At 63.6% G+C, this 19,142-nt stretch carries 17 protein-coding genes; 8 read left to right on the forward strand and 9 right to left on the reverse strand.

Annotated features, from left to right (window positions below):
- Positions 1-223 precede the first annotated feature (223 nt).
- The 5 genes from LQ144_RS09110 to LQ144_RS23095 all read left to right on the forward strand — a co-directional run bounded on the left by LQ144_RS09110 (position 224) and on the right by LQ144_RS23095 (position 4,285).
- A complete protein-coding gene (locus LQ144_RS09110; RefSeq protein ID WP_230118245.1) occupies positions 224-1,597 on the forward strand; it encodes a cation:dicarboxylase symporter family transporter in 1,374 nt (457 codons plus the stop codon).
- Positions 1,598-1,713: 116 nt separating this feature from the next.
- Entirely contained in the window at positions 1,714-2,658 is a 945-nt protein-coding gene (locus LQ144_RS09115; RefSeq protein WP_230118246.1) for a phosphoglycerate dehydrogenase, read from the forward strand.
- Between the two features lie 34 nt (positions 2,659-2,692).
- Complete coding sequence (locus LQ144_RS09120; RefSeq protein ID WP_290369738.1) at positions 2,693-3,388, forward strand: isocitrate/isopropylmalate family dehydrogenase; 696 nt, start codon at positions 2,693-2,695, stop codon at positions 3,386-3,388.
- 464 nt (positions 3,389-3,852) lie between these two features.
- A complete protein-coding gene (locus tag LQ144_RS09125) occupies positions 3,853-4,065 on the forward strand; it encodes a ketopantoate reductase C-terminal domain-containing protein (RefSeq protein ID WP_230118247.1) in 213 nt (70 codons plus the stop codon).
- Positions 4,066-4,114: 49 nt separating this feature from the next.
- Positions 4,115-4,285 carry a ketopantoate reductase C-terminal domain-containing protein gene (locus tag LQ144_RS23095; protein ID WP_354962137.1) on the forward strand — a complete coding sequence of 57 codons (171 nt, stop codon included), beginning with the start codon at positions 4,115-4,117 and terminating at the stop codon, positions 4,283-4,285.
- A 45-nt stretch (positions 4,286-4,330) separates the two neighbouring features.
- On the opposite strand, the gene LQ144_RS09130 is transcribed toward LQ144_RS23095, so the two are convergent.
- The 4 genes from LQ144_RS09130 to LQ144_RS09145 form a co-directional block, all read right to left on the reverse strand.
- A complete protein-coding gene (locus LQ144_RS09130) occupies positions 4,331-5,029 on the reverse strand; it encodes a maleylpyruvate isomerase family mycothiol-dependent enzyme (RefSeq protein WP_230118248.1) in 699 nt (232 codons plus the stop codon).
- A gap of 166 nt (positions 5,030-5,195) precedes the next feature.
- Positions 5,196-5,726 carry an aldehyde dehydrogenase family protein gene (locus LQ144_RS09135; protein ID WP_230118249.1) on the reverse strand — a complete coding sequence of 177 codons (531 nt, stop codon included), beginning with the start codon at positions 5,724-5,726 and terminating at the stop codon, positions 5,196-5,198.
- The gene (locus LQ144_RS09140) at positions 5,621-6,499 is read right to left on the reverse strand and encodes an aldehyde dehydrogenase family protein (RefSeq protein ID WP_230118250.1); all 879 of its coding nucleotides are present in this window, start codon (positions 6,497-6,499) and stop codon (positions 5,621-5,623) included. Before LQ144_RS09140 ends, LQ144_RS09135 begins: the two co-directional genes overlap by 106 nt.
- Before the next feature lie 71 nt (positions 6,500-6,570).
- Positions 6,571-7,671, reverse strand: coding sequence for an NAD(P)-dependent alcohol dehydrogenase (locus LQ144_RS09145; RefSeq protein ID WP_230118251.1), 1,101 nt, complete (start codon positions 7,669-7,671; stop codon positions 6,571-6,573).
- Positions 7,672-7,871: 200 nt separating this feature from the next.
- Between LQ144_RS09145 and LQ144_RS09150 the strand changes: the two genes are divergently transcribed.
- From LQ144_RS09150 to LQ144_RS09160, 3 genes are all read left to right on the forward strand, one after another.
- On the forward strand, positions 7,872-8,351 hold the full coding sequence (locus tag LQ144_RS09150) for a hypothetical protein (RefSeq protein WP_290369739.1): 480 nt from the start codon (positions 7,872-7,874) through the stop codon (positions 8,349-8,351).
- A gap of 638 nt (positions 8,352-8,989) precedes the next feature.
- Positions 8,990-10,384, forward strand: coding sequence for an aromatic acid/H+ symport family MFS transporter (locus LQ144_RS09155; protein WP_230118253.1), 1,395 nt, complete (start codon positions 8,990-8,992; stop codon positions 10,382-10,384).
- A 217-nt stretch (positions 10,385-10,601) separates the two neighbouring features.
- Complete coding sequence (locus tag LQ144_RS09160) at positions 10,602-11,513, forward strand: LysR substrate-binding domain-containing protein (protein ID WP_230118254.1); 912 nt, start codon at positions 10,602-10,604, stop codon at positions 11,511-11,513.
- A 44-nt stretch (positions 11,514-11,557) separates the two neighbouring features.
- Here the strand turns inward: LQ144_RS09160 and LQ144_RS09165 are convergent, their stop codons facing one another.
- From LQ144_RS09165 to benA, 5 genes are all read right to left on the reverse strand, one after another.
- Complete coding sequence (locus tag LQ144_RS09165; RefSeq protein ID WP_230118255.1) at positions 11,558-14,389, reverse strand: LuxR family transcriptional regulator; 2,832 nt, start codon at positions 14,387-14,389, stop codon at positions 11,558-11,560.
- A gap of 61 nt (positions 14,390-14,450) precedes the next feature.
- Positions 14,451-15,275: a benzoate diol dehydrogenase BenD gene (benD, locus tag LQ144_RS09170; protein ID WP_230118256.1), complete on the reverse strand. Its 825-nt coding sequence runs from the start codon at positions 15,273-15,275 to the stop codon at positions 14,451-14,453.
- Between the two features lie 2 nt (positions 15,276-15,277).
- Complete coding sequence (benC, locus tag LQ144_RS09175; protein WP_230118257.1) at positions 15,278-16,852, reverse strand: benzoate 1,2-dioxygenase electron transfer component BenC; 1,575 nt, start codon at positions 16,850-16,852, stop codon at positions 15,278-15,280.
- Positions 16,853-16,985: 133 nt separating this feature from the next.
- Positions 16,986-17,522: a benzoate 1,2-dioxygenase small subunit gene (gene benB / locus LQ144_RS09180; protein ID WP_230118258.1), complete on the reverse strand. Its 537-nt coding sequence runs from the start codon at positions 17,520-17,522 to the stop codon at positions 16,986-16,988.
- A 37-nt stretch (positions 17,523-17,559) separates the two neighbouring features.
- Positions 17,560-18,942, reverse strand: a complete 1,383-nt coding sequence (benA, locus tag LQ144_RS09185) for a benzoate 1,2-dioxygenase large subunit (protein WP_230118259.1) — start codon at positions 18,940-18,942, stop codon at positions 17,560-17,562.
- Between the last annotated feature and the right edge of the window lie 200 nt (positions 18,943-19,142).

Here is a 19,142-nt window from a genome sequence, read left to right on the forward strand (position 1 = left end):
GTCAACAGGGCCTGGAACAACTGATCTCCCGGAGGTTTTTCAATGAGGCAACGAAGGGAGCCAACCGGAGGTTTTCAGATGAGGCAACGAATCACTCTTCCCGGAGGTATTGCAATGAGGCAACAGGCTAACCCCTCTGGTAGTGCCCGGTCCCGGGCAGGGTCACTGCCCGGGACCGCACCTCCCCATTTTTCTCTGTCTGTCGTGCAAAGGAGCACCCAAGATGTCGTCCCACACCATGCAGTACCCGCAACATTCCGCACCGCCCAAGCAGCGATCCCGGTTCGGCCGGCTGATCCGCGAACTCTGGTTCCAAGTTGTCCTGGGCGCCGTCCTGGGCGTCGTCGTCGGGCTGCTTCTGCCGTCCGTCGGTAAACAGCTCACCCCGCTCAGCGACTGGTTCATCGCGCTGGTGAAGATGATCGTAATCCCTGTGGTGTTCTGCGTCGTGTCCCTGGGCATCGCCTCGATGGACAGCCTGCGCAAAGCAGGCCGCATCGGCGTTAAGGCATTGGGCTACTTCATCGCCCTGTCACTGGTGTCGATGCTGATCGGCCTGGTCGTCGCCAACGTGTTCCACCCCGGCGCAGGCATGAACATCGATCCGTCCAAACTGGACGCCAGCAAGGTGCCGGAGGCCGCCAGCAAAGGCTTCGACGGCCTCGAATTCGTCAGCAACATCATCCCGGATTCCCTGTTCGGGGCCCTGACCGGCCACACCATCATCGCCGCGCTCATGGTCTCCATCGTGTTCGGTGCCGCCCTGAACGTCTCCGGAGAATCCGGCGCCTTCCTCACCAAGGGCATCCAGGCCCTGTCCACGGTCATCTTCAAGATCGTCAGCTGGGTCATGCGCCTTGCCCCCATCGGCACGTTCGGCGCACTCGCTGCCGTGGTGGCCAACTACGGCACCCAGAGCCTGCAGCAGCTGGGCTTCCTCGTCCTGCTGTTCACCGGAACCTGCATCGTGTACGTCGTCGTGGTCCTGGGCACCATCGCCCGGGCCTGCGGACTGAACATCTTCACGGTGATGCGCTATCTCAAGGCAGAACTGCTGATCGCCCTGAGCACCTGCTCCAGCGAAGCGGTCCTGCCGCAGCTGATCAAGAAGCTCGAAAACATGGGCGTCGGTGAGTCCACCGTGGGTATCGTGATCCCATCCGGGTTCTCCTTCAACCTCGACGGATCCGCCGTCTACCTCACCATGGCCTCGGTGTTTCTGGCCCAGGCCGTCGGCATGGACCTCTCCTGGGAACAGCAGCTGGTCATGGTCGGCGTCATGATGCTCACCAGCAAAGGCACCGCGGGTATCGCCGGCGGTGCGTTCATCGTCCTGGCCAGCACACTCAGCTCAGTGGGCGGCATCCCGCTGGCCGCCCTCGCCCTCATCGTCGGCATCGACCGGCTCCTGAACGAAGGCCGCGTCTTCATCAACGTCCTCGGAAACGCGATGGCAGCAGTCGTCGTCGGCAAATGGGAAAAGGACTTCGACCCGGAACAAGCCCGCAAAGCCCTGCACGCCTCCGGCCAGAAAAGGAACGCCATCGAGTCAAACGCACCGACCGCAATTGAAGCGGAAAAGATCGAGGTCCACTAACACAGCACCCCTCAGGGCCGCCGTGCACTCCGCGGCGGCCCTGCCCGCGTGAACCGTAGGCCAACGGCCGCTTTCACAACGCATCCCCAGCCATCAAATTAGGAACGTACCGCACCATGGCTCGCATTCTGATCACCACCGACTACCTCCACCCGGGAGATGCCGTTGACCAGCTCCTGCGCGAACGCGGGCTGGAACCGGTCTACTCGCCATCCCGGGGGCCGCGGACCCTGGAGGAACGCCGCTCGTTGTTCGAGGGCATCTCCGGCGCGATCCTCGCCAGCGAGCCGGTCACCGCCGACATGCTCGCCGGTGCCGCCTCCCTGCAAGTCATCGCGCGCAGCGGAGTGGGGTACGACTCCATCGACGTCCAGGCCGCGGCCGCACACGGGATCAGGGTCTGCAACGCCCCCGGAACAAACCACCACTCGGTCGCCGAACTGACCATCGGACTGATCATCATGGCCGCACGCCGCCTCCTGGAGGTCACCACCGCCGTCCGCCAAGGGCACTGGCCCCGGGAAGCCGGCCATGAACTGCGCGGTTCCACCCTGGGCATCATCGGCTACGGCCCCGGCGGACGCGCCACGGCAAACCTGGGTGTCGCCCTCGGCATGACCGTCCTGGTCAGCACAGCCCACCCGGACCGCGACAACACCGCTGTCCAGTTCACGGACCTCGACACCGTCCTCCGCGACGCAGACTACCTCTCCCTGCACACCCGCGCAGGCCAGAGCACCGGCAAACTCATCGATGGGCCCCGGCTGCAAGCGATGAAACCCACCGCCGTCCTCATCAACACCGCCCGCGGCTCACTCGTGGATGAAGGGGCCCTGGCCAAGGCACTTTCCGACGGCACCCTCGCCGGCGCCGCGCTGGACGTGCTCGAGAGCGAACCCCTGCCCGGCGACAGCCCCCTCCGGGGCCTGGACAACGTGCTCATCACCTCCCACCTCGCCGGACAAACGATCGAGGCACGGACACGGGCGGGGCTGGCAGCCGCGCACGCCGTCATCGACGTCCTCGAAAACCGTGAACCGGCACACCCCGTCGACCGCTAGCCCCGAGTACCACCAACGACGAAGAAGGATCCTGATGTCGAAACCCCACCGCATCGCAGTCATTCCCGGCGACGGAATCGGCACCGAAGTCGTGCCCGAAGGGCTGCGCGTCCTGGACGCCGCAGCCTCAGCCTTCGACCTGAACCTCACCTACGAGCACTTCGACTACGCCTCGGCTGACTACTACACCCGGCACGGGAAAATGCTGCCCGACGGATGGTTCGAGGAACTGAACCAGTTCGACTCCATCTTTTTCGGCGCCGTCGGGTGGCCCGACGTCGTCCCCGACCACGTCTCACTGTGGGGCAGCCTCCTGCAGTTCCGCCGCCACTTCGACCAGTACGTCAGCCTCCGCCCGGTCAAACTCCTACCCGGCGTGCCCAGCCCCCTGACCGGCAGCGTCCCGGGTGATGTCGACTTCTACGTCGTACGCGAAAACACCGAGGGCGAGTACTCCAGCATCGGCGGGAAGATCTTCGAAGGCACCGACCGCGAAACCGTCATCCAGGAAACCGTCATGACCCGCACCGGCGTGGACCGGATCCTCAAATACACGATGACCTGGTCCGGGCCGGCCTTGATGCCCTCGAGCTTCATCAATTCGGAAATGTGGGCACGCAGCTCGGGGATGCCGTCGCTGGCACCGTACTGGAATGAGCGTTCCCCGCTTTCGAGCAGGATCCGCTGGGCGTCTGCAGCGATCCGGTCGAACGGGAGGGCACCGAGGTAAGGTGCACCATTAGCGAACGAGATCATGCCCGGCCGCTGGGCGGCCCTGAACACTTTGCGGACTTCCGAGGGGCGCGCGGCGAGGGTGCGCTGCGCTAGGTGCTGCTGCCGGACGGGGACGCTGACGTCCCCGGGAATGCTGGCAGGGCCTGGAGATGTTTCCACTGATACGGACACGGGATACCTTTCAATCGCGAGTATCCTCCCAGTGTCGCGTTGGCCCGCGAATGCTGTCTAAGACCAAAGTCCGCGGGTTAGCATACCTGGACGGCATGATGCGCTTGAAGCGGCGTGGGCCAGAGCCCAATAGGCGACGGCTGTTCGGTGCAGCTCAAACGGACGATGGCGGGAGGTCCCGCCGTCGTATTGGCCACCGTTGGGCATTACGAGCGGCAGATCACGAGGTCTTTGCGTGTGATTCGGCCGGTTTGCTCGCGTGCGTCGGCAGACTTAGGTGGGCGGAGGATGAGCAATGCCTCCCCCGAAGAAGCCATCCAGGAACCCAACTGGGAGTGGCTTGCCTTCAACGCCGCCCTGAACACCCTAAGCGCCGCGACCGGACAAACAGTAGGCCAATTTGGAGCAAGCGCCCCGGCCCGCGAACTCGTGGCCCGCGTCGTCGACGAGACAATTGCCGTGGCACAAACCCAAAGCGTCAACCTATCTGCGGCGAGTTGATGCGGCCCTGGAAAATGCCTACGCGTACGCCGGTGAGCACAAGGCCTCAATGCTCCAGGATCGGGAGGCGCGGCGCCGCACGGAGGCTGACTTCATTGGCGGGGCAATTGTTCGTCTTGGCGAGCATTCAGGCGTTTCTGTTCCCGTGCTCGACCCACTGACCCCACTCGCGGCCGCGCCGATCCGGCAGCAGAATCTTCGGACCGCTGCCGGCGGTTGAACCCAACCGGAAACGAGCTGAAGACGGGCCCGCAGGATACGGGTCTTACCAGGACGGCAGTAGGGGCAGCGGGCCGTCAGCCTCGACATTGTCGGTCACACCGCGGGCCAGCCATTCGAGCAATCCCTCGCGGTCGGACATAACGCGCAGGGCACCGTCGCCGATCACCCACTCGTCGCGTTCCTCCGTCACGAGCGTCATCCCCGGCGCCCCCTTGGCGCGCATGGTGCGCACGGCGGCTTCCAGGGCGTTGAGCACAGAGTCCGGGTCCGCTTCCTCTATGGTCCATGCGGTGTCGAGGTCGTGGTGGTGCACCACGATCTCGGCGATCCGCAACGCCACAATGGACGTCGCAGGAATCTGCTTACCGTGCAAGTGCACTTCCTCCGCGGCGATCTCCCCGCCGAGCCGGAGGGCCTCTGCGGCGAAATAGGCGGAGGACTGGCGGAGTTTGCCCAGCAGTTCCCGGCGCGGCAGGGCGGCCAGCTCGGCTATCTCCCGGGCGCGAGCCTCCTGCGAGGCATACAGTTGCTGCTCTTCGCCGGACGTTGCCCAGTCGATGAGCTTGACTAAGGCCTGGCCGTTCGAAGCGATGTGGGCGATGACATCCGCCCGGGTCCAACCCGTGCACAAGGATGGGGTGGCCATTTCGACGTCGGACAGCGACTCTACGGTGGCCATGAACATATCGGTCTCCCGGCCCAGGCGGGACAGGTCCGAGTGCAGGCGTGCGGGATTGATCATAAATTCACCTTATCCATTGGCCCGGACGCCGGCTGGCAATCCGGGCCAATGATTCATATTGAAATCGTACCGATCCATACCGTTTGTGATGGCTGTAAGCGGCACGATGGAAACGGAAGTGCCCCGTCAATGCACGCTTATCCGTGCATCGGCGGGGCACCCGGCATTAGAGTCGCCTGACTCCAACCGTGTGGTCGGTGGTGAATTCAGCAATAGCCCAGTCTCCGTTGAACCGGCCCAACCCGGAGTTGCCCTCGCCACCGAAAGGGACGTGTGATTCGTCATGGACGGGCATCTCATTGATATGCGTCATGCCGGCCTTGATGCCCAGGCCGAATTGCACGCCGCGATCGAGGTCCTGGGAGAACACGGAACTGGAAAGTCCGAACTCTGTGGCATTGGCCAATTCCAGTGCGTGGGCTTCGTTGTTGGCCTTGATGATGCCCACCAACGGTCCAAAGATCTCCTCGCGGGCAATCTCCATGTCGGGACGGACGTCGGCGAACACGTGCGGCGGCACGACCCGGCCTGTGATTTCGCCTTCAAGGACAGCGCGGGCGCCCTCAGCCTTGGCTGTTGCGATTTTCGTTTTCAGCCCTTCAAGCTGGCTGTCGTTAACCACCGGACCCACCAGGGTCTGCGCTGAAGCGGGGTCGCCGAATGGCACTCCAGAGGCCGCCGCGGTGAAACGCTCCACAAATTCATCGTAGAGCGGGGCCTCAACAATGATCCGGTTGACCACCATGCAGATCTGAACGAAATCAAGCCAGGCACGGGATGGGTGACAAAGTCATCGCCGATTTCGGATCCGGCGCCCACCACCACGTTCAGCACTCCCGGCGGCAACCCCGCTTCCTCGAATACCCTCGCGAGGATCAGCTCGCCCGTAACTGGTGTATCACTGGCCGGTTTGATAACCACTGCGTTGCCCAAGGCGAGGGCCGGTGCCACTAAACGCTCGGACAGGTGAAGCGGAAAATTCCACGGGCTGATGACGCCGACCACGCCGATGGGGCGCCGGTAGACCCGCAACTCTTTGCCGGGCGTATTGGACTCGACGATGCGACCGTGGACGCGGGTGGGGAAAGACGACGCCTCCAAGGTAATACCGGCGGCCAGGGACACCTCAACCTGGGCCTTGCCCATGGTGGAGCCGGACTCTTTGATGAGCCAGTCCACAATTTCCTCGCGACGCTCCTCCAGGATCTGCGCTGCCCGGAGAATTACCTGGCGGCGGGCGGCAGGAGGCTGGGCGGCCCACTCCTTTTGCGCCGCTTCGGCAGCCCTATACGCCTCGTCCAGGTCCTGCTTGTTGGCTTGGCGGATGGAAGCCAGCACCGAGTCGTCGAAGGGGTTGGTGACTGTCAAAGTCGTCTCGGACCTGCCCTCACGCCACGTCCCGCCGATGAACTGCTGGGTGACGGGCAGGCCGGCAAAAGTCGCCGTGATTTCCAAGGTGGTCGTTGTCATGGTTTCGCTCCTGGGAGGAGTGGAATGGGTGAAGTGGAATCGTGGCGGCCCTGCATTGGGTCCGCCGGTGGTCAGAAGACCAAGACAGGCTTGATGACTTCGCCGGATTCGGAAGCGTCGAAAGCGTCGTTGATGTCGGCAAACGCAAACGTTTTGGTCAACTTTTCCAGCGGGAACTTTCCTTGCTGCCAGAGTCGGATGAGCTGCGGAATGAAGACCTGTGGCACGGAATCTCCTTCGATAATGGTGCGGAAGTGCCACCCTTTGAGTAACGAAGCACCACCTTCGAAGGACACCTCTGTGCCCGGGGCCGGGGCCCCGACGAGGGCCACCGTTCCACCGGTCCCCAGGATGCCGGCAGCCTGCCGCAAGACGGCGGGAATACCCGTGGTGTCCAGGGCATAGTCGACGCCGCGCCCACCGGTGATCTGCGCTATCTCTGCTGCCACGTCCGTGGAGCGGCTGGTGATAGCGTGAGTGGCACCCAGGTCCTTTGCTGTGGCCAGCCGGGACTCGACGATGTCGACCGCAACAATGGTGGTCGCACCCACAGCCGCGGCGGCCATGAGGGCCGCGCAGCCAGCGGCGCCGGTGCCGAAGACAACAATGCTGGAACCCGGACGTACGTCCAATGAGTTGGTGACCGCACCGGCCCCTGTCTGGAGGCCGCAGCCGAGGGGGCCGAGCAACTCCAGCGGAAGATTCCCGTCTACCTTCACGACGCTGCGGGCAGCAACGTTTACGTGCGTCGCGAACGACGATTGGCCGAAAAAGTGTGAGGAGACTGCTGACTCGCCATCGTTCAAGGCTGTGGAACCGTCGGGACGGGTACCCGCGAAATTGCGGCCGAAGAAGTCGCTGCAGTCGGCGGGCCGTCCGGTCACGCACTGCCCGCATACTCCACAGGAATTGGCGGAAAGAACCACAGAGTCTCCGACGGCGACGGAGGTCACCAAGGAGCCGACCGCCTCTACTATTCCTGCCCCCTCGTGCCCGAGAACCGCCGGCAAGGGCGTGGGGTAGACCTGGTCGCGGACGATCGCGTCGGTGTGACAGACGCCGGTTGCGACGAGCTTCACCCTGACCTCGTCGGGGCGGGGCTCATCCAGGGAGAGTTGGACGATCTCGAAAGGGGCTTTGGGCGCCGTAGCGAGGGCAGCAGTGACCTTCATTGGAATGGCTCCTCAGTGTAAGTCTTGAATTGGCGGAAGCTGACACGTGCGGCGCACGGTATGGGGTCGACGGCGGTGAGCGGCTTTCGGGGCCAAGGACCCAACGCTGGGCCTTGCAGCCGTCAAGCGTTTGGTTGCCGAGGAGAGTCCGTGCGTCCGGACCGGTGCCTATACTGTGACACGGAGCACAACGCGCGGGGTTGTGCTCCACGTTTGGCGGGCTTGAGGTAGTGGCTCTGGGCAGTTCCGCCGGGCAGGTTTCCGGTGCGCTGGCGGCGAAGGAGCTCGGCCACGTCGGAGTATATGGAATCTCGGGCACGCCACAGCAACTCGTCCGTTCACCCCGTGCAGTACGCCAGTCGCCGACGGATTTACTCAAGGTGTGCGCGATGCGCCGCGGGCGCTGCATCATCGAACAGTCCGGACGCGAGCTGACGGTCGAACCCGGGGAATTTGGCTTTTACGACACAGCGGTGCCCGACCGGCTCACCTTCCACGGCGCATGGCAATGCGAGGTCATGACGGCGCCGTCAACGTCCCTGGGCGCGCCACGTGCGGCCGTTGACGAAGCGCGGTCGCACCCTTGGTCGGCCACAACCGGGGCCGGGACGGTGCTGGCACAGTTCATCAGTGCCTGCACCTCCATGACTGTGCCCGCATCGGCAGCGAGGAACCACTAGGCCGCGGCCGGTGAAGCACTGCTGGCCAGCGTAGTCCTGCAGGATTATGAGCCCGGCTCCGAGGACATGGCTGAGTTCCTCCGGCATGAAATCGAGTCCTATGTCGATCGAAACCTGCAGGACCCGAACCTGGGCCTGAAGCAGATCGCATCCTCGCACCACGTCTCCGTGCGAACGGTTCAGCGGCTGTTCGTAGGAAGCGGGATGGGGCTGACCGGCCTGGTGCGGCAGAGACGCTTGGAGGCCGTCCGTCGTGACCTTGCGGCTCACCGCACTGCCCATCTCACCATCGCGGAAGGAGCGGCGAGATGGTGCATCCATGACGCTCAGTGGCTCGCCAAGCTTTCAAGTCCGAGTTTGGCATGGCGCCGTCGGAGTTCCGCAAATCCTCCGTGGGGCGTACAAACAGCGAATCTGCGCTGTAGACGCGTTCTTTCGCTGGCAGCAGCACTACTCTTTCCGAAATACGACTAACCATTTCTGATTGATATCTTTAAAGTATGGATCCTACCCCGGCCTAATCCCGGGTATTTGCCGCATATGGCGGGCGTCACACCTCTGGAACACTGGAGCAAAGCCAAGGGACACAGGTTCACCCCACGGCACTCCATCCATGCTCCGTCAGAGAGGACAGGCATATGGCTACGCTCCACGCCGTCATCGCCGAAGACCCGCGCAAAGAGGCGCGCACAGCAAACTGGGTGGCCTTCGTCATCTGCGCAGCACTGTTATTCGATGGCTACGACCTTGTTGTATACGGCACCGTCCTGCCCGGATTGCTTGCCGACTCGAGCCAGATCGGCGCATTCGACGCCGCCGCTGCCGGCCTCTTGGGCTCGTGGGCGCTGGTTGGTGTGCTGGTCGGGTCGCTGGCCTGCGGGGCGGTCGGCGACTTCTTCGGCCGCCGCCGGCTCATGCTCCTGGGCATCGCCTGGTTCTCGGTGGGAATGTTCGTCACGGCGCTGACCACAACCGTGGCGTCCTTCGGCGCTTTGCGTTTCATCACTGGCGTGGGCCTCGGTGTCGTCATCGCCACCGCAGGCGCCACGATGGCAGAGTTCGCGCCAGCCGGCCGGCGACAGTTCTACAACGCGATCGTCTATTCTGGTGTCCCCGCTGGCGGTGTGTTCGCCTCCGTCATGGGCATTCTGCTCCTTAGTAACATTGGTTGGCGCGGACTCTTCATGATCGGCGCCCTCCCCCTCGTCCTGCTCGTGCCCATCGCCTGGTTCAAACTTCCGGAGTCCCCCCGCTGGCTGTTGGCGCGCGGCCGTGAGGAGGAGGCCCTGGCTGCTTCGCAGCGGACCGGCGTTTCGCTCCTTGAAGAACAGGTCATCCGGCAGATCGGCGCAGCCCCGCAGAAGACCGGCTTCGCGGCTGTGTTTTCCAAACAGTTCGCCGTGGCTTCCGTGCTTCTGGCCTTGATGTCCTTCTCCGGCCTGCTGTTGACCTACGGCTTGAACACGTGGCTGCCGAAAATCATGGAGGGATACGGCTACGGGCGAACATACGCCCTGTTCTTCCCCCTGGCGTTGAACCTCGGTGCGGTGGCGGGAGGTTTGCTGCTCTCGCGCTACGCTGACAAGGCCGGTCCCCAGCGGGTTATTGCCAGCACCTTCGTCCTGGCCACTATTTCACTGGTGCTGATGACCTTCGGCTTCCCCCTGCCGATGTTGTTCCTGTGCATCGCCATCGCCGGAGTGGGCACCCTCGGCACCCAGGTGCTGGTTTACGGTTTCCAGTCAAACTACTTCACCACTAACGCGCGGGCAGCCGGTGTGGCCTGGTGTGCCAGTGTGGGCCGCTTGGGCGGCATCCTCGGGCCAATCATTGGCGGCTGGCTGGCGGCGGCGGGAATCGGCGGAGCCACCGCGTTTTACATCTACGGTGGCGTCGCCCTGCTGGGTGCAATCGTCACGGTTCTGGTCCCCCGTCAGCGCAAGCTGGAAGAAGCTGAGCACAGGGCCGAGGCAATCGTTGAGCACTCCGTGGACGAGGACCTCAGCACCGCCACTCCCCCGGCGCGCCTTTGACCCAGCGCATCCGGCCGCTGCCTTGAATGAGCCGGATCTACCGCGAGGGTGCCCAGGCCAGGCCTGGGCACCCGGCCGGACGCCAGTAAGCCGAGCCAAGCCAAGCCCTGCCATTATGTCTGGATCAGACAAGGGTGGTGGGCTTTATACTTGATTTCTGAATCAATGTGGTTTTGGCGCCTGACCGTAGGCGCCACACGGAGGGACGGCACAACCAATGGAGATCAGGCAGCTCAACTACTTTATTGCCGTTGCCGAGGAGCGCCACTTCGGCCGCGCCGCCAAACGCCTGCATATGGCCCAGCCACCTCTGTCCCAGCAAATCCGGCAGCTGGAAGAGCAACTGGGTGTGCGCCTGCTGAATCGCACCACCCGCCGGGTGGAACTCACGGCCGCCGGGCAGGCGCTGCTGGACCGGGGCCGGCAGATCGTCAATGCGGTCGGAACACTCCGGGCTGACGTGTATCAGGTCGGGCAAGGCGCATCCGGCGTTCTGCGCGTGGGCTTCTCCGGCTCAGCAACCTACGGCGTTATGCCACCGATCGTTCGACTGGCCAAGCAGGTACTTCCTGGGCTGTCGCTGAATCTGCATGGCGAGATGCTCACCCCGGCCATGGAGGCCGGCCTGCGGGATGGCACCTTGGATGCGGCCCTGTTGCGGCCGCCCATCGCCTCCCAGGAGATCGATTACCGCATCGTGACGCGCGAGGCGCTCATCGTGGCGTTGCCGTCCTTCAGCGCCCTGGCTATGGACCGGCCGGTGGCCATGCACGAACTCCAGGATCAGGAATTTATCTCCTACCCGCCGGAGTCGGTGCTTTACCGGACCACCGCAGGTCTTTGCCGCGAGGCAGGTTTCCAGCCACGCATCACCCAAGTCATCAGTGAGACGTCCACGATGCTCTCGTTTGTGGCTGCCGGTAGTGGAGTTGCCATCCTTCCGGCGAGCGTCCGTGCCCTGCAGCTTGAGGGCGTCGTTTACCGCGATATCGAACAAGCCCCCGAGGTGGAGCTGGCCGTGGCGTGGCGGCGTGAGGACCGGTCATCACTGCTCCAAAGCTTCCTGGATGTTGTAGGCACCGCGACCAAAGACCTGCCCAACCGCACTCCCAGCCCTCCAGGATCCTGATACGGGGCGGGGCCGGGCCGGTTCGATGCCAGATGGCCCGCGCTTCAGTCCGTGGGGCGGAATCGTGCGGCCAGTTCGCTGCGGGAGCGGATCCCTAACTTCCCATAGATGCGGGTTAGGTGGTACTGCACAGTCTTGTCGGCCAGGAACAGTGCGCGGGCAGCCTCTTTGTTGGTGGCCCCGGCCGCCACGAGTTCCGCCACTGACTGCTCCTGGGCAGTGAGCTGGACCTGCGGTCCTGTCACGGCTGCGAGCACGGCGTCAGATGGGTCGGGCATGTTGCCGACGTCCAGGCCGGTCGCCTTCAGCTCCCGATCGCATCTGTCGACATACGTGGCAGCGCCCAGGGAATCATAGAGATCCCTGGCCACGCGCAGCACTGAGGATGCCAAGCGCCTTTTGCCGGCACGTCGCATGCTTTGCCCGAAGGCAAAGCTCACCCGTGCCCGCAGATATGGCCGGTTGAGCCCTCGCAGATGACCCAGCGCCGTCTCGAAATGCTCCCGGGCGGTGTCTGGATCCCCCTGGGCGGCAACGAGCCGGCCCCGGGCCCACGCCATTCTTGCCAGATCTGACGGCACGGCCCGCTCCCGCGGCACCTGCTCGAAGGCGGTAAGGAAAGCGTCTGCCGTATCCAGCTGGTCGGTCATGACCAGGGCATTGACGTAGGAGTCCTGCCACGGCCAAAACGACACCCTGCTTTCTGTCCAGGGGTCCAGCTCCGTCAGTGGCTGCAGCACGGACAGGGCGCTTTCGTAGTCCGCCCGTGCCTCATGGAAGCGCGCCCGGGCCAGGCTGGCAGGGACCTGCATGGCGCGATAGGTGCCGGGCTGCACCGCCGCCTGGGAGACGTAGTACCGTGCACGGTCCCAGTCCCCGCGCATGGACCAGAGCTCGGCGGCTGTCCAATAAAGTAACGGGCGGATCAGCGGCATCCGAGAGGTCTCCAGCCGGACCGAGGCCCGTGCAACCGTGGCCCCCGCCGCATCCCAGTTGCCGAGTACAAGTTGGGTGCGGGCCAACCACGCCTCTGCCCAGAGGGAGATCCGCAACGAGCCGCCGCGGAACTCAGTCGGGGCAGCGGCTTCGAGATTTACAAGCGCTGTCTCTGCGTCGTCCAGCCGCAGGGCCAGCCATCCGGATCCCATCTGCACGCGTTGCTTTTGCGCGTTTTCGGAAGCGTGTTCGAAAGCCTGGCGATAGGAGGCCTCGGCTTCAGCCAGCCTGCCTTGGGCGTAAAGTCCCAGCCCATAAATGGCCTCGGATTCGATGTAGGCGGGGGTACCTGCCGTTGTCAGTGACATGGCTTGCTCCGCCCAACGGGTGATGACAGGGCCATCCCAGGAGGCCACCCCGTGCAGGACCAGGCGTTGGGCCACTTGGGCGGCGGCGGTGGGGTCCTGTTGCGGGTTGCTTGTTCGCCAGGCCATTTCCAATTGGGTTTGGGCGCTGTGGTTCTGTCCGGACGCAGTGGAGAGGTAGCCAAGAACGGAGGAACGCAGTGGCGAGGGTGCCATGGCGTCGACGGCGGCGCCCCACATTTGGGCCTGGGCAATGTTGCCGGACCCCACGAGGGCATCTACTGCTCTCAGCTGGCGATCGTTGCCGACCCGGACGTCACCCGAAAGCCGGGACGCGGAAAACAATGCGGTCGAGACATCGTGCCAGGCACCTACGAGGGCCTGTTGCCGGGCGTACTCCTCAAGCTCCGAGGCCAGGGCCTCGTCTGGTCCCGGGGTAGCCGACACCCGGTGACCCAGGCGGTCGCCCTCATTCTGCACCGAGTCCGCAGCCCTGCGGTGCAGGCGCATGCGCTGGCTCGGTGCAATTTGCTCGTAGACGGACTCGGTCATTCCCGTTTCGAAGAATGTCACCAGCGAGTGGGCCTGGTCCACTGAGAGGCCCAGCAGGCCGGCCCGGTGGCCCTCGTCGAGGGCATCCATCACGTGCTCGATCCCGCTGACACGGGCGACCTCAGCCACCCCGGCATTGCGGCCGAGTACGGACGTGGCCTCGGCCACGGCTACCAGGTCGGGGGACGCGGCTTGGAGGAGGCTACGCACTTGGGCCCGCACGCGTGAACTCGGAGGCAAGGACGAAAACCACGTCTGCCAGGTTTCCGGTGGAAGCTCGCCGAGAAGTTCGACAACCGGCTGCGGCCATCCCCCGGTATGCCGCACGATCTCGTGGGCGGCCGTGGCGTTCAGGTCGATGCCAAACCACCGCCGTGCGAGCTCCTGGACCCGCTGCGGTGACAGCGGATCCAGTGGAAGGCGGGAAACCTGATGCCCGCTGAGGAAGGCCAACACGCCGGCTGGCACCAGCCGGGCCTGAGCGGGATCCAGGGTGATCAGGAACAGGACTCTCTTGCTGCGCAGCCGGCGCATGACAAAGACGAGGACGTGCAGAGTTTCTGCGTCCAGATGCTGAACGTCGTCAACGGCAACCACCACGCTCCCGTGCAATTGCAGCCCGTCGAGGTGTGCACCCAGAGTGGACGCATAGTTGGCGGCCTGGACGGGGCTGAGTATGCCGCCCAGCTCCGCGGAACGGTCGTTTCCTCTGCCAGGGTCCTTTGCCAAACGCGGCGGCGGGGTGACCATGAGCTGGGAGTAGCCGGCGAGCGGGAGCTGCGCTTCCCATTCATCGCCCGTGGCGGACAGCACCCGCACGCCACGCGCGGCGCCCCGGCAGTGCTCCAGGAAAAGATCCAACACCGCCGTCTTTCCGGATCCCCGGGGGCCACTGAGCACCACCGTGCGCACGTTGCCTTTACGCACAGTGCGGAGCGTGTCCAGCAACTCCTCGAAGACCTCGGTATGGCCGAGCAGCGCCAGGTCCTCCTCGGGGTTGCCGTGGTGGTGGCCCGGAATCATGCTGGCAAGCTTACTCGACCGCGCGTCGCGGCCACGCCAGCGGGTTTCAGTCACAGCAGGCTCAGCCCAGGTCTCCGCCTGCCACCGGAAGGATGCTGCCAGTGACATACGATGCTTCGTCGGAGGCCAGGAATACGATGGGCGCAGCCTGCTCATCCAGTGTGCCGTACCGCTTCAAAAAGGATGATTCCACGGTCTGGTCCACAATGGCCTGGTACCACGCCATTTCGGTAGCTGACTGGGCTTCCGGTCCGCGCTTGACCTTTCGTGGCGGAGCTTCGGTGCCGCCCGGGGCGGTAGCAACGACGCGGATGCCGCGCCCGGCAACCTCCATGGCCAGGGACTGGGTCAGGGCGTTCACACCGCCCTTCGCTGCGGCGTAGGGGACGCGGTGCATTCCGCGGGTGGCCACTGAGGAGACGTTCACGATGGTGCCGGAGTCCTGGGCGAGCATCGCCGGGAGGACGGCGCGGCAGGACCACAGGGTGGGAAACAGCGAACGGCGGATCTCCCGCTCAATCTTCTCCTCGTCGTATTCTTCGAAAGGGCGGGCCCAAATGGTTCCTCCCACGTTATTGACGAGCACGTCAACCCTTCCGTGAAGGGCCAAGGCGGCGTTCACTGCCTGTTCTGCTCCGGCGAAGCTTTCCAGGTCCGCCGTGACGAAGCTGGCTGACCCGCCGCAGCCAGACTCCTGGGCGGCTTCCTGGATTCCCTTTGCAACGTCCTGCACAATGTCGGCGCGGTCAACCAGGACCACCGAGCCTCCTTCAGCGCCGACCCTCTCCGCGACTTTCTGCCCGATTCCCTGGGCCGCGCCGGTGACCACGGCCACTTTGCCGGCGAAGCGGCCGGGCGTGATGAACTGTCCTGAGTACGCAGCCACCGTCAGAAGCCCTTGACCGTTGCGTTGATCGCTTCGGCCATAGTTCCTTTTGCCTCGCGGGCGTGAGCCATGATCACTTCCCGGGCCCGCTCCTTGTCGTCGCGCTCAAACGCGTCCACGACATCCAGGTGATCCTGGGCGACCCGGTCAAAGATATGCGTGCCCTCTGCAAAAGTGGCTGCCATTTGGGCGTGGACGTCGAGCCGACGGTAAGACTCGAGCAGCATGGGGTTGTCGGAGATCATGAACAGGTACTCATGGAACTCTTCATTGGTCCTGACATACTCTTCCGGGTCGAGAACCCTTCCGGCATCCACCGCCCGGATGGTCGCTTCGGCAAGACGACGGAACTGGTGCAACTGCTCCTTGCTCAGGCGATCCAACATCAGCTCGGTCACGGCAAGTTCAAGGCCCATGCGGGCGTCCAGGTGCGCGAAACTGTCTTCCTTACGGAACTCGAGCCGGCCGGTCTCCATGGACGAAATGGCTTCCACGCGGCTGATAGTGTCACCTGTGGTCTCCACCTTCTCCGCGGGGGCGGGCGCGCCTGTCTCGGCGTCCCCGCCGGTGGTTTCCTTGGGAGCGAAACGTTCAAAGTAGAAGTTGGCTGGCTGTATGCCCTCGGTGTCCAGCCACTTGGAGACGGCATTGACCATGGGCGGCGGTCCGCAAAGGTAGATATCGACGTCGCCGTCGTTGAGGTGGGACGGCTGGATGATCTTCGTGACGTATCCCGTGTGCGGGGCGGACGTATCCGCCTCGGAGGCAATGTAATCCCAGGTGAAGGTCGGCAACTTCGCTTCGTAGGTGCGCAGCCAGTCGAGTCCCACGATGTCGGCTTCACGGGAGACGCCGTAAATCAGGTGGACCGGCGTGGCCGGGGGGTTCTCGGACAACTTCTCCAGAATGGACAGGAGGGGGGCCAGACCGGTGCCGCCTGCCAATAGGAGCAGGGGGCGCTTGGGCTCGCGAAGGAAGAAGGAGCCGTAAGGGCCCGTGAACTCGATGGTGTCCCCTACTGCCGCGCGGTCACGCAGGTACTCGGACATTGCGCCCTGCGGCGTGATGCGCACCATGAAGGAGGCATCCATCCCTTTGGGGCCGTTGCTGAACGAGTATGAGCGCTCCGCGTCGGTGCCCGGGACCTTGATGTTGACGTACTGGCCGGGCAGGAAAGCCAGTGCATCCCGGTTCTGCACCTCCAAGGTGAAAGAGATGGTGGACTCCGAGTGCTTGTCGAGTTCCTTCAGCGTGGACGCAAAAGTGGCGGCTGAGGTTTTCGCGGATTCGGAGGTCGCCGGGATCTGAATGGCGAGGTCCGATTCCGGAACGGCCTGGCAGGTGAGGAGGTAGCCCTTCTCCAGCTCCTCTTCGGTCATGGCGTCGTCGATATAGTCGCCGGGGTCGAACGAGCCGGAGTCGCAAAACGCCTTGCACGTGCCGCAGGCGCCATCCCGACAATCTGAAGGGATGTTGATGCGCGCCTTGTACGCCGCGTCCATGACGGTCTCATAGTCGCCGACTTTGATGACTTTGGTGACGCCATCTTCGAAACTGAGGGCTACCTGATGGCCCATGATTCCTCCTGGTTGGGGGTCGCATCCTCGCAACCCCCGGAAAGTTAGTGCGGTTATCTCTTGCGAGCAAATCTGGCGGCGGGCCGCTCCTGGCTGCCTTGCTGCGGCCGCGCCGTACGCGTGCCGGGTGCCGTCAGATCATGTAGACATCCACCACGTGGTGGATGTAGTCGTTCTTCAGTACAACCTTCTTTTTCAGGATCACCGGCTGCTCACCGGAGAGATCGATGGTGTAGAAGCTCGTGCCGAAATAGGTGTCGGTGGTGTTGTACCGGAAGTACAGAGTGAACCAGTTGAAGCGGACCTTGACCTGGTCGCCGTCGTGCTCCAGGACTTCAACGTCCGTGATGTTGTGCCCGGTGCGCGGCTCAGGGAGGGAGGTAGCGGAGGAGCGGTCCGTCTTGATGCGGAAAACCCGGTCCTCGATGCCGCCGCGGTTGTCGTAATAGATGAGCGAGATCTCGTTCTGGGGGTCCACCGTGAGCCGGTCGTCGACGTCCCACGCCGGCATCCAGTACTCGGAGTCCGGGTGGTAGCACTGGAGCCACTCGTCGAAGTGGCGGTCGTCCAGTAGTCGGGCTTCCCGGTAGAGGAAGGCGCGGACAGTTTCGAGGGTCGCGATTTCGTCGGCGCTCTTGAGCGCGGTCAAGGGGTTTATGAGGTTGGCCATTGATTCAGCACTCTCTGTAAGGATTCGGAAGTCTTAATTACGCCGTGACCGGCAAGGATTCCTGGGCAGCGGATTCCGCCTCGGCGAGGGCCCTATCCATTACTTCCTTCCAGTACCCGTGCTGGACCGGGTAGAGACCCTCGTCTTCGGTGCGTACACCGGAGGCGATCACCCGCGACATGCCCAGCGCTGTTGCCTGCTCGTCAGGACCGGCAATTTCGTGGGTGGAGCCTCGCGTCATGTCGTTCCACGGCGCGGAGGTGGCCCAGTAGGTCTTGTTGCAGGATCGGAACTCCTCGAGGTCGTCCGGTGTGGCCATGCCGGTTGCGTTGAAGAAGTCCTCGTACTGGCGGATGCGCTTAGAGCGGTTTTCCTGCGATTCACCCTTCGGCGCGATGCAGTAGATCGTCACCTCGGTCTGGTCCGCTGATATGGGACGGAAGTGACGGATCTGCGACGAGAACTGGTCCATGATGTACACATTCGGGTACAGGCAGAGGTTGCGCGAGATGTTGATCATGAAGTTTGCCATCTCCTCGCCATACTTTTCGACGAGCTCGTCGCGGCGGTCCCACAACGGACGGTCCTCGGGGTTGGTCCACTCCTGCCACAGCAGCAGGTGCCCGTGATCGTAGGAATAGAAGCCGCCTTTAACCTTGCCCCACTTGCCGGCGTCCATGGCCTTGGTCTTGTTGGCGGAGTCACCGGCGGTGCGGCGGGCGGTGGTCGCGGCGTAGTTCCAGTGCACGGCGGTGACGTGGTAGCCGTCGGCGCCGTTTTCCGCCTGGACCTTCCAGTTGCCGTCATAGGTGTAGGTGGATGACCCGCGCAGCACCTCGAGCCCCTCCGGGGACTGGTCCACAATCGAATCGATGACTTTGGTGGCATCTCCCAGGTGCTCCTCCAGCGGGAGGACGTCAGCATTCAATGAGCCGAACAGGAAGCCCCGGTAGGAGTCGAAGCGGGCCACCTTGGTGAGGTCGTGTGAGCCCTCCTTGTTGAAGGTTTCCGGGTACCCGGCATTGCGGGAATCCTTGACCTTAAGGAGCTCTCCGGAGTTCTTGAATGTCCAGCCGTGGAAGGGACAGGTGAAGGTGGTCCTGTTGTCGGTCTTGCGCCGGCACAGCATGGCGCCACGGTGGGAGCAGGCGTTGACGATGCAGTTGATCTTCTCGTCCTTGTCCCGAGTAAGGACGACGGGAGTCCGGCCAATGTAGGTGGTGAAGTAGTCCCCCACGTTGGGGATCTGGGATTCATGGGCAAGGTAGACCCAGTTGCCCTCGAAGATGTGCTTCATCTCCAATTCAAAGATTTCCTGGTCGGTGAAGATTTCACGCTTCGCCCGGATAACGCCGTTCTCTCGATCGTCGACGACGGCGTCAGCCAGGACTCCACGGACACGTGTCAGATTCTCGGTCATGGTGTGCTCCTTCTTGGGAGAGGGTGCGGGTAGGCGGGCAGCGACTGTGCGGCCACGCCTGTTCCCCTCGGACGGAATGCATGTGTTCCACCCAGTCTGCTGCAAGGTGACAGCGCTCACATCAGGCAAAACCCTAGTGCTGACCAAGGGTTCTTTTATGTAAGTTCAGAGACATAATAATGGCCATATAAGTCCTTGTT

Origin of the sequence: Arthrobacter sp. Bi83, from assembly GCF_918698095.1 — a bacterium.
GTDB lineage: Bacteria > Actinomycetota > Actinomycetes > Actinomycetales > Micrococcaceae > Arthrobacter.

What these genes read in the sequence shown, in the direction of transcription:
- LQ144_RS09160 (WP_230118254.1), top strand. Translation starts at nt 10,602, where the DNA reads ATGGAGATCAGGCAGCTCAACTACTTTATTGCCGTTGCCGAGGAGCGC.
- LQ144_RS09115 (WP_230118246.1), top strand. Translation starts at nt 1,714, where the DNA reads ATGGCTCGCATTCTGATCACCACCGACTACCTCCACCCGGGAGATGCC.
- LQ144_RS09145 (WP_230118251.1), bottom strand. Translation starts at nt 7,671, where the DNA reads ATGAAGGTCACTGCTGCCCTCGCTACGGCGCCCAAAGCCCCTTTCGAG.
- LQ144_RS09125 (WP_230118247.1), top strand. Translation starts at nt 3,853, where the DNA reads ATGAGCAATGCCTCCCCCGAAGAAGCCATCCAGGAACCCAACTGGGAG.
- LQ144_RS09140 (WP_230118250.1), bottom strand. Translation starts at nt 6,499, where the DNA reads ATGACAACGACCACCTTGGAAATCACGGCGACTTTTGCCGGCCTGCCC.
- LQ144_RS09155 (WP_230118253.1), top strand. Translation starts at nt 8,990, where the DNA reads ATGGCTACGCTCCACGCCGTCATCGCCGAAGACCCGCGCAAAGAGGCG.
- LQ144_RS09165 (WP_230118255.1), bottom strand. Translation starts at nt 14,389, where the DNA reads ATGATTCCGGGCCACCACCACGGCAACCCCGAGGAGGACCTGGCGCTG.
- benA (WP_230118259.1), bottom strand. Translation starts at nt 18,942, where the DNA reads ATGACCGAGAATCTGACACGTGTCCGTGGAGTCCTGGCTGACGCCGTC.
- benB (WP_230118258.1), bottom strand. Translation starts at nt 17,522, where the DNA reads ATGGCCAACCTCATAAACCCCTTGACCGCGCTCAAGAGCGCCGACGAA.
- LQ144_RS23095 (WP_354962137.1), top strand. Translation starts at nt 4,115, where the DNA reads ATGCTCCAGGATCGGGAGGCGCGGCGCCGCACGGAGGCTGACTTCATT.
- LQ144_RS09120 (WP_290369738.1), top strand. Translation starts at nt 2,693, where the DNA reads ATGTCGAAACCCCACCGCATCGCAGTCATTCCCGGCGACGGAATCGGC.
- LQ144_RS09110 (WP_230118245.1), top strand. Translation starts at nt 224, where the DNA reads ATGTCGTCCCACACCATGCAGTACCCGCAACATTCCGCACCGCCCAAG.
- benC (WP_230118257.1), bottom strand. Translation starts at nt 16,852, where the DNA reads ATGGGCCATCAGGTAGCCCTCAGTTTCGAAGATGGCGTCACCAAAGTC.
- LQ144_RS09130 (WP_230118248.1), bottom strand. Translation starts at nt 5,029, where the DNA reads ATGATCAATCCCGCACGCCTGCACTCGGACCTGTCCCGCCTGGGCCGG.